At 60.0% G+C, this 14,610-nt stretch carries 15 protein-coding genes; 2 read left to right on the top strand and 13 right to left on the bottom strand.

Features of this window, described 5'->3' with window-relative positions; translation table 11 throughout:
* Nucleotides 1–85: 85 nt before the first annotated feature.
* A complete protein-coding gene (recJ, locus tag CWC48_RS16310; protein ID WP_078050067.1) occupies nt 86–1,795 on the bottom strand; it encodes a single-stranded-DNA-specific exonuclease RecJ in 1,710 nt (569 codons plus the stop codon).
* Between the two features lie 197 nt (nt 1,796–1,992).
* Entirely contained in the window at nt 1,993–2,535 is a 543-nt protein-coding gene (locus tag CWC48_RS16305) for a YaeQ family protein (RefSeq protein WP_003193952.1), read from the bottom strand.
* A gap of 148 nt (nt 2,536–2,683) precedes the next feature.
* Between CWC48_RS16305 and CWC48_RS16300 the strand changes: the two genes are divergently transcribed.
* Both CWC48_RS16300 and CWC48_RS16295 read left to right on the top strand, forming a co-directional pair.
* A complete protein-coding gene (locus tag CWC48_RS16300) occupies nt 2,684–3,883 on the top strand; it encodes a CaiB/BaiF CoA-transferase family protein (protein WP_078050068.1) in 1,200 nt (399 codons plus the stop codon).
* On the top strand, nt 3,883–4,755 hold the full coding sequence (locus CWC48_RS16295; protein ID WP_100492198.1) for a TIGR02285 family protein: 873 nt from the start codon (nt 3,883–3,885) through the stop codon (nt 4,753–4,755). The genes CWC48_RS16300 and CWC48_RS16295 overlap by 1 nt, the downstream gene beginning before the upstream one ends.
* Nucleotides 4,756–4,925: 170 nt before the next feature.
* On the opposite strand, the gene CWC48_RS16290 is transcribed toward CWC48_RS16295, so the two are convergent.
* From CWC48_RS16290 to ffh, 11 genes are all read right to left on the bottom strand, one after another.
* The gene (locus CWC48_RS16290) at nt 4,926–5,210 is read right to left on the bottom strand and encodes a DUF3509 domain-containing protein (RefSeq protein ID WP_078050070.1); all 285 of its coding nucleotides are present in this window, start codon (nt 5,208–5,210) and stop codon (nt 4,926–4,928) included.
* Between the two features lie 337 nt (nt 5,211–5,547).
* Nucleotides 5,548–6,957: a threonine synthase gene (gene thrC, locus CWC48_RS16285; protein ID WP_028617811.1), complete on the bottom strand. Its 1,410-nt coding sequence runs from the start codon at nt 6,955–6,957 to the stop codon at nt 5,548–5,550.
* Between the two features lie 104 nt (nt 6,958–7,061).
* Nucleotides 7,062–8,366 (bottom strand): homoserine dehydrogenase, encoded by a 1,305-nt coding sequence (locus CWC48_RS16280; protein ID WP_033898582.1) that lies wholly within the window; start codon nt 8,364–8,366, stop codon nt 7,062–7,064.
* Between the two features lie 129 nt (nt 8,367–8,495).
* Nucleotides 8,496–9,227, bottom strand: a complete 732-nt coding sequence (locus CWC48_RS16275) for a thioredoxin fold domain-containing protein (protein ID WP_010207987.1) — start codon at nt 9,225–9,227, stop codon at nt 8,496–8,498.
* 152 nt (nt 9,228–9,379) lie between these two features.
* Nucleotides 9,380–10,276, bottom strand: a complete 897-nt coding sequence (xerD, locus tag CWC48_RS16270) for a site-specific tyrosine recombinase XerD (RefSeq protein ID WP_078050072.1) — start codon at nt 10,274–10,276, stop codon at nt 9,380–9,382.
* 151 nt (nt 10,277–10,427) lie between these two features.
* Entirely contained in the window at nt 10,428–10,841 is a 414-nt protein-coding gene (locus CWC48_RS16265; RefSeq protein WP_016977715.1) for an acyl-CoA thioesterase, read from the bottom strand.
* 82 nt (nt 10,842–10,923) lie between these two features.
* Nucleotides 10,924–11,274: a 50S ribosomal protein L19 gene (gene rplS, locus CWC48_RS16260; RefSeq protein ID WP_003175895.1), complete on the bottom strand. Its 351-nt coding sequence runs from the start codon at nt 11,272–11,274 to the stop codon at nt 10,924–10,926.
* 45 nt (nt 11,275–11,319) lie between these two features.
* Nucleotides 11,320–12,093, bottom strand: coding sequence for a tRNA (guanosine(37)-N1)-methyltransferase TrmD (gene trmD, locus CWC48_RS16255; RefSeq protein WP_174554031.1), 774 nt, complete (start codon nt 12,091–12,093; stop codon nt 11,320–11,322).
* Entirely contained in the window at nt 12,075–12,611 is a 537-nt protein-coding gene (gene rimM / locus CWC48_RS16250) for a ribosome maturation factor RimM (RefSeq protein WP_053135622.1), read from the bottom strand. The genes trmD and rimM overlap by 19 nt, the downstream gene beginning before the upstream one ends.
* Nucleotides 12,612–12,616: 5 nt before the next feature.
* Nucleotides 12,617–12,868: a 30S ribosomal protein S16 gene (gene rpsP, locus CWC48_RS16245; protein WP_003175899.1), complete on the bottom strand. Its 252-nt coding sequence runs from the start codon at nt 12,866–12,868 to the stop codon at nt 12,617–12,619.
* 251 nt (nt 12,869–13,119) lie between these two features.
* The gene (ffh, locus tag CWC48_RS16240) at nt 13,120–14,496 is read right to left on the bottom strand and encodes a signal recognition particle protein (protein ID WP_003193965.1); all 1,377 of its coding nucleotides are present in this window, start codon (nt 14,494–14,496) and stop codon (nt 13,120–13,122) included.
* Nucleotides 14,497–14,610: the final 114 nt, after the last annotated feature.

Below are 14,610 nucleotides of genomic sequence, written 5' to 3'. Positions count from 1 at the left end.
TGGGTCAGCTACAGATAAGCTGACTGAAGTACCGCTATCGGGGGCAAGCCCCCTCCCACATTTGTATTTGCAGTGTTGTTTAGATTCAGCGCGGTTCGATGTGGGCAATCATCAGTTGCACCGTCTCATTCCCACGAAACTCGTTCACATCCAGCTTGTACGCCAACTCCACCCAACGCACGGTCGGGTTCGGCCAGACCTCACGGTCCACGCCAAAGGCAATGCCATCGAGTTTCACTGACCCGCATTCAGTCTTGAGTACCACCTTCAGGTGCCGCTCACCCACCACGCGCTGCTCTACCAACTGGAATACACCGTGAAAGACCGGCTCGGGAAAGTGCTGACCCCACGGCCCGGCATGTCGCAACGCGCGGGCCAGTTCCAAGTGAAACTCTTCCACCGCCAGAGTGCCGTCCGACAACAAGCGTCCGGTCAGGTCTTCCTCACGCAGTTGCCGGCGCACTTCAGCGTCAAAGGCTTCGGCAAACAGTGGGAAGTTTTCCTCGCGCAGTGTCAGGCCAGCCGCCATGGCGTGGCCGCCGTATTTGGCGATCAGGTTGGGATGCTGGCTCGCGACCACCGCCAGGGCGTCACGGATATGAAAACCCTGCACAGAGCGCCCTGAGCCCTTCAACAGGCCATCACCGGCGTCGGCAAAGGCGATGGTCGGTCGGAAATACCGCTCCTTCATGCGCGACGCCAGAATGCCGATCACACCTTGGTGCCATTCCGGGTCGAACAGGCACAAGCCATAGGGCATCGACTCCACCGGCAGGTCCTTGAGCTGGGCCAAGGCCTCGCGCTGCATGCCTTGCTCGATGGATTTACGGTCCTGATTCATGCCATCCAGTTGCGCGGCCATTTCACGGGCAGCGGCAACGTCGGTGGTCAACAGGCATTCGATCCCCAGGCTCATGTCATCCAGGCGCCCGGCGGCATTCAGGCGCGGGCCGAGGATAAAGCCCAGGTCAGTGGAAGTGATACGTGCCGCGTCGCGCTTGGCCACTTCCAGGATCGCCTTGATCCCCGGCCGCGCACGGCCAGCGCGGATACGCTCCAGGCCTTGATGCACGAGGATGCGATTGTTGGCGTCCAGGGGCACCACGTCGGCGACGCTGCCCAGGGCAACCAGGTCGAGCAACTCGCCGATGTTGGGTTGTGGCTTGCTTTCGTACCAGCCCAGGCTGCGCAGGCGCGCGCGCAGGGCCATCAGCACGTAGAAGATCACGCCCACACCCGCCAGGGCCTTGCTCGGGAATTCACAGCCCGGCTGGTTCGGGTTGACGATGGCGTCCGCTGCCGGCAACTCATCGCCGGGCAAGTGGTGGTCGGTCACCAGCACTTGCAGCCCCGCCGCTTTCGCCGCCGCCACGCCTTCGACGCTGGAGATACCGTTGTCCACGGTAATCAGCAGTTGGGGCTTGCGCTGCAGCGCAACGGCGACGATCTCCGGGGTCAGGCCATAGCCGTATTCGAAGCGGTTGGGCACCAGGTAGTCGACATGCGCCGCACCGAGCAGGCGCAAGCCCAAGGTGCCCACGGTGCTGGCAGTGGCGCCGTCGGCGTCGAAGTCGCCGACGATGAGGATGCGCTGGCGCTGCTCCAACGCGGTCACCAGCAAGTCCACCGCCGCGTCGATGCCCTTGAGCTGCTGATAGGGAATCAACCGCGCCAGGCTTTTATCCAGCTCGGCCTCGGACTGCACCCCGCGCGCGGCGTAGAGACGGGTCAACAGCGGTGGCAATTCACCGAGAAACGGCAGGACAGCGGGCAACGGGCGAGGATCGATACGCATGGGGTGACGGGAGCTTCTCTTCTATTCGACAGTTAGTTGGCAACGCTAAAGGCAACGCAGATCAAATGTGGGAGCTGGCTTGTTGTGGCGAGGGCGCTTGCTCCCGTGGGCTACGTAGCAGCCTCTCGCTTTTTGGGGGCGCTTCGCCCCCCAGCGCAAGCAAGCTTGCTCACCACAACAAGCCGGCTCCTACAGGTTTAGCCGCGTTCGCCGACCAGCCATTGCAGTTGGACTTCATGCTGGCCGCGATCATCGGTGACGAAGATCGTGCCTTCGCTGATCATCACGTCCCACTTGATAACACGGGGCATGTCCTTGGCCAGGGTCTCTAGGACTTCCTGGGGCACGGCGGCGATGTGCACGTTTTTCAGGTTATTCGCCACCGGCACTACCTTGCCTTCCCACACGCGCAGGCTGCCATAGGCCAGCAGGCTGGTGCGTTCGGTGCGGCGCGAGCACCAGGTGAGGCGGTCGGCGTCGGGCTGGCCGACTTCGATCCAGTGCAAAACCCGGTCATCCAGGCTTTTTTCCCACAGGGCTGGCTCGTCTACATCTGACAGGCCACGGCCGAACGCCAACTGCTCGTTGTACCAGAGGGCGTAGGCCAACAGACGCACGGTCATGCGCTCTTCGGTTTCCGAAGGGTGGCGGGCGATGGTCTGTTTGACGCTCTCGTACACCGAGCGATCGAGGTCGGTGAGGTTGAGTTCGAATTTGTAGGTCGTGGACGGCTGGGCCATGAACGGACTTCTAGAGACAGGGAAAGGCGGCCAGTCTAACCGATGGCGAGGTCATTCAACGAATCCTGCGCTGCATCATCCTTATCCTTGGGTCGCTCGCCTATGTTAAAAGGCATCACACTACCGTTGCGCGCAGACAAGGATCCCCATGTCGTTTAATGCCAAACCGCTTGCCGGCCTGAAAGTCATCGAACTCGGCACCCTGATCGCCGGGCCATTCGCCTCCCGCATCTGCGCGGAATTCGGCGCCGAGGTGATCAAGGTCGAATCACCCGACGGCGGCGACCCGCTGCGCAAATGGCGCAAGCTGTACGAGGGCACGTCGCTGTGGTGGTTTGTGCAGGCGCGCAACAAGCAGTCGCTGACATTGAACCTCAAGCACCCGGACGGCCTGGCCATCCTCAAACAACTGCTGGCGGACGCCGACATCCTGATCGAGAACTTCCGCCCCGGCGTGCTGGAAAAGCTCGGCCTGAGCTGGGAAACCCTGCACGCCCTCAACCCCAAGCTGGTGATGGTGCGCCTCTCCGGCTTTGGCCAGACCGGACCGATGAAAGACCAGCCAGGGTTCGGTGCGGTGGGTGAGTCCATGGGCGGCCTGCGCTACATCACCGGTTTCGAAGACCGACCGCCGGTGCGTACCGGCATTTCCATCGGTGATTCGATTGCCGCTTTGTGGGCGGTGATCGGCGCACTGATGGCGCTGCGTCATCGAGAGGTTAACGGCGGCCTGGGCCAGGTGGTGGATGTGGCGCTGTACGAAGCCATCTTCGCCATGATGGAAAGCATGATTCCGGAGTTCGATGTGTTTGGCTTCATTCGCGAGCGCACCGGCAACATCATGCCCGGCATTACGCCGTCCTCGATCCACACCAGCGCCGACGGCAAGCATGTACAGATTGGCGCCAACGGCGATGCGATCTTCAAGCGCTTCATGTGCGCCATTGGTCGTGAAGACCTGGCCAATGACCCTGTGCTTGCCAGCAATGACGGCCGCGATAGCCGCCGTGATGAGCTGTATGGGGTGATTGATCGCTGGGTGAACTCGCTGCCGCTGGACCAGGTGGTCGACCTGCTGAATAAGGCCGAGGTGCCTGCCAGTCGGATCTACAGTGCCGAGGACATGCTCGGCGACCCGCAATTCCTCGCCAGGGAAATGTTCCTCAAGGCCAAGCTCCCCGGTGGCAAGGACTTCAAGATGCCCGGCATCGTGCCCAAGCTGTCGGACACGCCGGGCAGCTGCGAATGGGTGGGGCCGCAGTTGGGCGAACATAACAGCGTGGTGCTCGGCGGGCTGGGCTACGACGCGGCCGCCATTGTGCGTTTGCGCGAGGAAGGCGCGATCTGATGGCACGTCGGCTCGTTCAGCTAGGCCTCGGCGCCCTGCTCGCCTGCGGCTGGCCCCTGGCCGCGAGCGCCGCAGACACGCTGATCTGGCTGTTGCGTGACCTGCCACCCCTGACTATTTTCGAAGGCCCACGCAAAGGCCAGGGGGCGTTGGACGAACTATTGCCGAGGCTGATCGAACGCCTGCCGGAATATCGGCACCAGGTGCTTCACGTCAATCGCGCACGGGGCACACAAATGCTGCGTGAATCCTCGTTCACTTGCGATCCCTCTCTGCTGTGGACGCCGGAACGGGCCACGTACGTGGTGTTTTCTCGCCAGGCGTTTGCCGTTCCCAGTAATGGCGTCACGATCCGGCGCAGCCAGCAGGAAGCCATGGCGCCCTTTATCGTGGATGGCCAATTCGACCTGCAGGCGTTTCTCGACACCCCTGGAGCGCGGGTAGGCGCCACCGCAGAACGCAGCTACGGCCCGGTTATCGATGAGCGACTTAAACACGCCGACGCGCACAAGCTAGCGCTCCATTACGGCAATGATGCGCTGGGCAGCTTGTTGCAAATGCAGCGCCTGGGACGGCTGGAAGCGGTGCTGGGTTACTCGCCGGAAATTCGCTACCACTCGCTGCAACAAGGAATCGCTGCCGACGACCTGCATTTTTACCCGATCAAAGGCACAGCGCCCTACCAACGTACGCATATCGCCTGCTCGGCTACGCCCCAGGGGCGCCGTGCCATCGAACGAATCGACCAAGTGCTGCGTGACTTCCCTTTGCAAGACGTGCAGCAGTCCTATGCCACGTGGCTGGACCCGGTCATGCGCGAACAGTACCTGCGCGACAACCCGCAGTTTTTCCAGGACTCACCAGCGCCGTGACAAATCGCAGGCAAAAAGAAACCCCGAGGCGTGGGGAGACACTTCGGGGTTAAACGTGGCCAACAAAGACCAGTACAGCAAGCCACAAACACCGGAGCACAATGTTTGCTCTTGCTGTTACGAAATCTGACCGGCCACCTTGTAGGAAGTTTCCACACTTAAACAATTCTTCATGCAGCAGCGGGGCTGCGCGTCTGGGCCGCGTTACGCAAGGCCGCGATGACCGAGGGTTCCAAGCGCCCTTCGGCAATCTTGATATCGCGCAACAAGCAATCCACCACGTCTACCAATACGCGCTTGTCCATCAATTGCGCACGATCGACTTCGCGTTCGACCACCATAGCACCGGCAGGATTCTTCACCGTCACCAGGCACTCGTCCTGCACACCGGAGGTGGTCAGCGTAACCTGATAAGGGCTCAGTGCTTCTTCGAGCAATAGGCTGATACTTTCCATCTCGATCACCACTCAATAGTTCGGGAACAATCGTTTCAACGGGAGCTGCATCTATCCTAAGTGACTGGTTGTTACGTAGGAAAGTTCGCTTTTTCGTCTTTATGGGGCCGTCAGGGAGTGACGTGGACCAGCATGCGCTTGCAACATGACAACGAAAAAACGAATCCTATACACGGTCGGCGCTGATCACTTTGCCTTGCAGGCAGGAGCGCAGGTCAAAAGGCCCTTATTTCGGCAGAACTACTCGCGTAGCCGCTGACACAAAGCGGGCCTGCCAGAACAAAAAACGCCGCTGACCCGGGAAGGGAAAGCGGCGTTTTTGTCTACGCGGTGTGCCTTACAGCGGCTTACCCCGGTTGCCATGCTGGCTCACAAACGCCTGCACAGCCTTCAGGTCATTGGCCAATACGGTGCAACGCTCTTCACGCTCAAACAGGTCTGCCAGGTGCACCGGCAATTCCAGCGCCTTGCCAACGCCGGCCTTCTCCACCGCTTCGGGGAATTTAACCGGGTGCGCGGTACCGAGGATCACCATCGGGATGTCCAGGCTACGACGGCATTCACGGGCAGCCTTCACACCGATGGCGGTGTGCGGGTCGAGCAGCTCGCCGGTCTGGGCATAGACTTCAGCGATGGTTTCGCAGGTCTGCGCGTCGTCCACGGCCAGGGAGTCGAACAGCTTGCGGGTTTCGGTCCAGCGCTCTTCTTCCACGCTGAAACCGCCGCCACTCTTGAAGGTGTCCATCAAGCCGGCAATCGCTGCACCGTTACGACCGTGCATGTCGAACAGCAGGCGCTCGAAGTTCGACGAGACCATGATGTCCATCGACGGCGACAGGGTCGCGTGCAGGGTTTCCTTGACGTACTGGTTGCCGCTCATGAAGCGGTGCAGGATGTCGTTGCGGTTGGTGGCGACGATCAATTGGTTGATCGGCAGGCCCATGTTGCGCGCCAGGTAACCGGCGAAGATATCGCCAAAGTTGCCGGTCGGCACCGAGAACGACACCGAACGCGCCGGGCCGCCCAGCTGCAGCGAGGCGTGGAAGTAGTAGACGATCTGGGCCATGATCCGCGCCCAGTTGATCGAGTTCACCGCCACCAGGCGTGTGCCCTTCAGGAAGCTCTGGTCGGCGAAGCTGTTCTTGACCATTTCCTGGCAGTCATCGAAGTTGCCTTCGATGGCGATGTTGTGGATGTTCTCGCCGAAAATGGTGGTCATCTGCCGGCGTTGCACTTCCGACACGCGCTTGTGCGGGTGCAGGATGAAGATGTCGACGTTTTCGCAGTGCTTGCAGCCTTCGATGGCCGCCGAGCCGGTATCACCGGAGGTGGCGCCGATGATCACCACGCGCTCGCCGCGTTTCTCCAGCACATAATCCAGCAGGCGACCCAGCAGTTGCAGGGCGAAGTCCTTGAACGCGAGGGTCGGGCCGTGGAACAGCTCCAGGACCCATTCGTTGCCGTTCAACTGGCGCAGAGGTGCAATGGCGTTGTGGGAAAACACGCCGTAGGTCTCTTCCAGAATCTTTTTGAAGTCCGCATCCGGAATGCTGCCGGTGACGAACGGGCGCATCACCCGGAACGCCAGCTCGTGGTACGGCAGGCCGGCCCACGAAGCGATTTCTTCCTGGGTGAAACGTGGCAGGTTTTCCGGCACGTACAGGCCACCGTCAGTGGCAAGGCCTGCCAGCAGGACGTCTTCGAAATTCAGGGCCGGTGCCTGGCCGCGGGTGCTGATATAACGCATAGGGGCAAACCTTCGGTTTGGGCTTCAAGCTTCAAGCTTCAAGCTGCAAGTCGAAGCGGTTCTGCTTTTACTTGCAGCTTGCAGCTTGGCTGCTTGCAGCTGAATTAATTCAAATGTTCGACGCGAATCCGGACTACCGGCCCAACCACACCTTGGAGAGCTTCCAGCGCCTGGATGGCATCATTGATGTGCTGTTCGAGCACGCGATGGGTCAGCAGGATCATCGGCACCTGGCCGTTTTGCTCCTCGACCTCCTTCTGCATGATCGACTCGATATTGATACCGCGCTCCGACAGGATGCTGGCGACCTGGGCCAATACGCCCGGGTGATCCTGGGCCTGGATGCGCAGGTAGTAGGCGCTTTCGCAGGCCTCGATCGGCAGGATCGGATGGGCTGACAACGAATCCGGCTGGAAGGCCAGGTGCGGTACGCGGTTTTCCGGGTCGCTGGTCATGGCGCGGACCACGTCCACCAGGTCGGCGATCACCGACGAAGCGGTGGGCTCCATGCCGGCGCCGGCGCCGTAGAACAGGGTCGAACCCGCCGCATCACCGTTGACCATCACGGCATTCATCACGCCATTGACGTTGGCGATCAGGCGGTCGGCCGGGATCAGCGTCGGGTGTACACGCAACTCGATACCGGCCGGCGTGCTGCGCGCCACGCCCAGGTGCTTGATGCGGTAGCCCAGGGCTTCGGCGTAGTTCACGTCGGCGGTGGTCAGCTTGGTGATGCCTTCGGTGTAGGCCTTGTCGAACTGCAGCGGGATACCAAAGGCGATGGACGCCAGGATGGTCAGCTTGTGAGCGGCGTCGATACCTTCCACGTCGAAAGTCGGGTCGGCTTCGGCGTAACCCAGGGCCTGGGCTTCGGCCAGCACGTCTTCGAAGGTGCGGCCCTTCTCGCGCATTTCGGTGAGGATGAAGTTGCCGGTGCCGTTGATGATGCCAGCTACCCAGTTGATGCGGTTGGCGGACAGGCCTTCGCGGATCGCCTTGATCACTGGAATGCCACCGGCTACCGCAGCTTCGAACGCGACAATCACGCCCTTCTCGCGCGCCTTGGCGAAGATCTCGTTGCCGTGCACGGCGATCAGTGCCTTGTTGGCAGTGACCACGTGCTTGCCGTTCTCGATGGCTTTGAGCACCAGCTCGCGGGCCACGGTGTAGCCGCCGACCAGTTCGATGACGATATCGATTTCAGGGTTGGTGGCAACGGCGAACACATCGTTGGTAATCGCAATACCGGTCGTTTCGAACTGAGGTTTTGGCGAACGCGTGGCAATTTGCGCCACTTCAATCCCGCGACCTGCACGGCGGGAAATTTCCTCAGCGTTACGCTGAAGTACGTTAAAGGTGCCGCCACCGACGGTCCCTAACCCACAGATGCCTACTTTGACCGGTTTCACTGAAGAACTCCCCATGAAACGGCCGACGCGAGGTCGGCCGTGGAAAACAGCCGCACAACTGCGGCTTTCAATTGATGGCCCGTCGACTTATCCACGGGCCATGATCGTCAAAGGTTCGACGATGCTGGTTTATTTGGCACTCAGCGCCAGTTTGGCAACTTGTGGCGCTGGCTGGTAGCCCGGAATCACTTGGCCGTCAGCCAAAACGATGGCCGGTGTACCGTTCACGCCAATGGACTGGCCCAGGGCGAACTGCTTGGAAACCGGGTTGGCGCATTTGGCGGCCTTGATTTCCTTGCCGTCGACCATCTTGTCCATGGCTGCTTTCTTGTCGGCCGAGCACCACACCGCTTGCAACTGCTCGTCACCCGGCGAACCCAGGCCCTGGCGCGGGAACGCAACGTAGCGCACTTCCACACCCAGCTTGTTCAGCGCAGGCACTTCGGCGTGCAGCTTGTGGCAATACGGGCAGGTGGTGTCGGTGAACACGGTGATGTGGGTCTTGGTCTCGCCAATGGCCGGGTAAACCACAGTCTCGGCCACCGGGATGCCATTGATCAGCTTGGATACGCCCAGGCGTTCGGCTTTCTCGGTCAGGTTGACCGGCTTGCCGTCCTTCAACTGGAACAGGTAGCCCTGGACGATGTACTGGCCGTCGGCACTGGCGTACAGCACGCGGCTGCCCTTGAGCTTGACTTCATACAGGCCGGCCATCGGGCTGGCGCTGATGCTTTCGATCGGGGTGTCGAGTTGCAGGTTGGCCAGGCTCTTGCGGATGGTCTGCTCGGCAGCGTCATCGGCAAACGCAAAGGTGGAAACCAACGCAATGGCTGCGGCGGCAATAATCTGGGTCAAGCGCATGGGAACTCCTGAAGGCAGATGCAGGGACGGGAAGGAATACTGCTTGGAAAACACAGCGCTGGGCCGTCCCCTTTGCTAACCGGCAAAGCCTACCACAGTTGGGCCGCAGGGCAGCCCGTGGCGGGATAAATTGGCCTTCTACAGCATGTTTTTCAGCCTCGCGGGTGATGCTTGGCGTGCATATCCTGCAAGCGTGCACGCGCCACGTGGGTATAGATCTGGGTAGTGGATAAGTCGCTGTGCCCAAGCAGCATTTGCACCACACGCAAATCCGCCCCGTGGTTAAGCAAATGCGTGGCGAACGCATGGCGCAACGTGTGGGGCGACAGGGCCTTGCCAATCCCGGCGACCTTGGCCTGGTGCTTGATGCGGTGCCAGAAGGTCTGCCGGGTCATCTGCTCGCCACGCAGGCTAGGGAACAGCACATCGCTGGGGCGCCCGCCGAGCAGCTCGCTGCGGGCGTCTCGCATATAGCGCTCGACCCACACAATCGCCTCCTCGCCCATCGGTACCAGCCGCTCCTTGCTGCCCTTGCCCATCACCCGCAGCACGCCCTGACGCAGGTTGACTTGCTCCAGGGTCAGGCTGATCAGCTCCGTCACTCGCAGGCCACAGGCATACAGGACCTCCAGCATGGCGCGATCACGTTGGCCGATGGCCTCACTCAAATCCGGCGCGGCGAGCAAGGCCTCCACGTCGGCCTCCGACAGGGACTTGGGCAATGGCCTGCCAAGTTGCGGCATGTCGATTTGCAGGGTTGGATCGAGAGCAATCAGTTTTTCCCGCAGCAGATAGCGATAAAAGCCACGCACGCCCGAGAGGAATCGCGCCGTGGAGCGCGGTTTGTAGTTCTGCTCCAGGCGCCAGGCCAGATGGTCGAGGATCAGCTCACGACCCGCATTTATCAGTTCGAGTTTTTTCTCCTGCAGCCAGCCATTGAATAGGGCCAAGTCGCTGCGGTAGGCCTGGCGAGTGTTGTCCGACAGGCCTTTTTCCAGCCAGAGGGCGTCAAGGAAACGGTCTATCAGGGGGTGGTCGATGGCGGGCATGGGGGCTCAGGCGGATTTCTGTAATGTCTGTTAGATCCTATCGCAGGCAAGCCAGCTCCCACAGGGTTTTTGTGTCGGGCGCTGAGATGTGCACGACACCGATCAAATGTGGGAGCTGGCTTGCCTGCGAAGGCCGCAACTCGGTCCCAGCTCAGTCGGCAAAGCCAGGTAACACCGGCACTGGGCGTTTGTCCGCATCAATGGCGACAAAGCTGAACACGCCCTGGATTGCTTTTTCGCGGCCATCGGCGCTCATGCTCTCGACGAACACTTCCACCTCGACCTTGAGGCTGGTGTTACCAACTTTGATCACACGGCCGATCAACTCGACGATGGAGCCCGCCGGGATCGCGTGGTTGAAGTCGATACGGTCGGTAGACACCGTCACCAGCGGCAAGCGGCAAAAGCGCGTGGCGGTAATGAACGACACTTCATCCATCCACGCCAGGGCGGTGCCGCCGAACAGGGTGTTGTGGTGGTTGGTGGTCGGCGGGAACACGGCCTTGGTCACGTGGGTGACGGACAGGTCAGTGCGGCGCTGGATTTCTTCGAGGCGGGTGGTCATGGACAAATACCGGCAAATAGACAAATTTCAGGCACAAAAAAGCAGCCCGTAGGCTGCTTTTTTCTGCATCGGGAAGCTGGACTTAAGCCAGTTTTTCCTTGATGCGAGCTGCTTTACCGGACAGGTCACGCAGGTAGTACAGCTTGGCTTTACGTACGTCACCGCGACGCTTGACGGCCATGCTGTCGATTTGCGGGCTGTAGGTCTGGAACGTACGCTCTACGCCAACACCGTTGGAGATTTTACGAACAGTGAAAGCACTGTTCACACCACGGTTACGCTTGGCGATTACCACGCCTTCGAACGCTTGCAGACGCGAACGGTCGCCTTCCTTCACTTTCACCTGAACGACAATGGTGTCGCCCGGGGCAAAGGTAGGGATCTCTTTGGTCATCTGCTCTGCTTCGAGTGCAAGGATGATTTTGTTAGTCATGCTGTGCTCCTAAGGTAAGTCAATGGACCTACCATCGATACGTTGTTAACTATCGTCCCGCGCGAGGATGTATTCCTCGAGCAGCTTCTTCTCTTCTCCAGAAAGCGAGCGGCTTTCCAGAAGATCGGCGCGTCGTTCATAGGTCCGACCAAGGGACTGCTGTAAACGCCAACGCCGGATGTGTGCGTGATTGCCACTTAGCAATACGTCGGGAACACGCTGATCCGCATACACCTCCGGTCGGGTGTAGTGCGGGCAATCCAGCAAACCATCCGTGAAGGAATCTTCCTCCGCGGAGTCCACATGCCCTAAAGCTCCAGGCAGCAGTCGTGTAACCGCATCTATCAGGACCATCGCCGGCAGCTCGCCGCCAGACAGGACATAGTCCCCAATCGACCACTCTTCATCGACATGAGCTTCAATAAAACGCTCGTCAATGCCTTCATAGCGACCGGCAATCAGGATCAGTGCTTCCTCATTCGCCAGTTCGCGTACCGCCGCTTGTTTCAGCTGACGGCCTTGAGGGGACAGGTAAATTACCTTCGCCTTCTCCCCGGCGGCAGCCTTGGCCTGAACCAACGCGTCTTCCAGGGGCTTGATCTTCATCACCATGCCCGGACCACCGCCAAATGGGCGATCGTCCACAGTGTGATGTCGATCCGTCGTGTAGTCTCGCGGGTTCCAACAGGTGAGCTGCAACAGCCCCTGTTTCACCGCCCGACTGGTGATGCCGTACTCGCTGATGGCGGAAAACATCTCGGGAAACAAACTGATCACTTCAATGCGCAAATTAGCCACGCTTAGAAGTCCGCGTCCCATTCCACCTTCATCTCGCCCGCTGCCAGGTCGACGGCTAACACGCATTGCTCGGTATAGGGCAACAGGCGTTCGCGATCATCCAGGCTGCCAGCGCAAGGCTTGACCACCATTACATCATTGGCGCCGGTTTCCAGAAGATGATCGATTTTCCCGAACAGTTGCCCGAGTTGATCAATAACCTTCAGACCTTCCAGCTGGTACCAGTAGTACTCGCCGTCGGTCAATTCAGGGAACAGGTTGCGCGGCACGCAGATCTCATAACCGGCCAGAAGACGAGCTTCTTCACGATCATCAAGACCCTTGAGCTTTGCGACCAGGAACTTATCGCTCCCGCGTCCACTGACCAGCTCGACCTGTTTCACACTACCCTCGCGCTTGAGCGTCCAGGTTTTGTACTGCAACAGGTTTTCAGTCGGATCAGTAAAGGAATACACCTTCACTTCGCCGCGAACGCCATGAACAGAGTAAATCTTGCCGATAACGATCAAATCATCAGCAACAGCTGGCGTCGCGTTCATATTGCTCAGGCTGCGGCCTTAGCCGAGTCCTTCAACAGTTTTGCTACGCGCTCGGATGGCTGTGCACCCACGCTCAGCCAGTAGGCTACGCGCTCTTGGTTCACGGACAGACGAACTTCTTGACCACGAGCAACAGGGTTGAAGAAACCAACCTGTTCCTTGTGCGAACCGTCGCGCGGGTTGCGGCTGTCGGTTACGGTCAAGTGGTAAAACGGGCGCTTTTTGGAGCCGCCAAGGGCAAGACGGATTGTTAGCATGTGAACATCGTTCCTGTAGTCGGTGCTGCAAATCTAAATGCACAGCGGGCATAGGTGCCCGAAAGGCCGCATATTCTAAGGAATATCCGGACTTTTGCAAATGTCTTTTTCTGGCGCCTATCAGCGTGCCATCCAGATCTGCTATAGAGCCGTCGGTTAAAACGGCGAGTCAGCGCCCGCCAATCGCGGGTTTGCTGGAGATACCACATCCCTGTGGGTCGGAGCAGGAGCTGGGCTCCCGCTCGAATACTTTACATTTTCGGCATGCCGCCGCCGGGCAACATACCGCCCATGCCGCGCATCATCTTGGCCATTCCGCCCTTGGCAGAGAATTTCTTCATCATCTTCTGCATCTGCTTGTGCTGCTTGATCAAGCGACCGATGTCCTGCACCTGGGTGCCGGAACCCATGGCGATCCGACGCTTGCGCGAACCGCTGATCAGCTCAGGGTCGCGGCGCTCGGCCGGGGTCATGGAATTGATGATGGCTTCCATCTGCTTGAACTGCTTCTCTGCCGCGCCCTGGGCATTGCCCATTTGCGCCAGGTTCACACCGCCGATGTTCGGCAGCTTGTCCATCAGGCCGCCGAGTCCGCCCATGTTCTTCATTTGTTGCAGCTGGTCGCGGAAGTCTTCGAGGTCGAAGCCCTTGCCCTTCTTCAGCTTCTTGGCCAGCTTGTCGGCCTTGTCCTTGTCGAGCGTGGCTTCGGCCTGCTCGATCAGGCTGAGCACGTCACCCATGCCGAGGATGCGCGAGGCGATACGCTCAGGGTGGAACGGCTCGAGCGCTTCGCTCTTCTCGCCCATACCGATGAACTTGATCGGCTTGCCGGTAATGGCACGCACCGACAGCGCGGCACCGCCACGGGCGTCGCCGTCGACCTTGGTCAGGATCACACCGGTCAGCGGCAGTGCGTCACCAAAGGCCTTGGCGGTGTTGGCCGCATCCTGGCCGGTCATGGCGTCGACCACGAACAGCGTCTCGACCGGGTTGATCGCGGCATGCAGCGCCTTGATCTCGCCCATCATCTCTTCGTCGATGTGCAGGCGACCGGCGGTATCGACGATGACCACGTCGATGAACTTCAGCTTGGCTTCTTTAATAGCGGCGTTGGCAATGTCGACCGGCTTCTGGCTCAGGTCGGACGGGAAGAAGGTCACGCCTACTTCGCCAGCGAGCATTTCCAACTGCTTGATGGCCGCCGGACGGTACACGTCGGCCGACACCACCATCACGGACTTCTTCTTGCGCTCTTTAAGGAAGCGCGCCAGCTTGCCGGCGGTGGTGGTCTTACCCGCACCTTGCAGACCGGCCATCAGCACGACGGCCGGTGGCACGGCGCTGAGGTTCAGGTCTTCGTTGGCCGCGCCCATCAGGCTTTCGAGCTCGGCCTGGACGATCTTCACAAAGGCCTGGCCCGGCGTGAGGCTGCGGGACACTTCGGTGCCCACCGCGCGCTCTTTGACCGAGTTGACGAAGTCCTTCACCACCGGCAAGGCCACGTCGGCTTCCAGCAACGCCATGCGCACTTCACGCAGGGTGTCTTTAATATTGTCCTCGGTCAGCTTGGCCTTGCCGGTGACATGGCGCAGCGTCTGCGAGAGACGGTCAGTCAGATTTTCAAACATGCGCGATCCTTTCAGGCCCTATTCATAGACCGAGGTAATGGCGGCCCAGGCTGTGGTAAATCGCTATTAAAAACAGCGCTCGGTGAGCCTGCGGCGTGGGCAGGTCGCGGATTA

Origin of the sequence: Pseudomonas sp. S10E 269 (assembly GCF_002798465.1) — a bacterium.
Lineage (GTDB): Bacteria > Pseudomonadota > Gammaproteobacteria > Pseudomonadales > Pseudomonadaceae > Aquipseudomonas > Aquipseudomonas pergaminensis.
The sequence above is the reverse complement of the archived record's forward strand: the minus strand, read 5'-3'. Positions and strand labels throughout refer to the sequence as shown.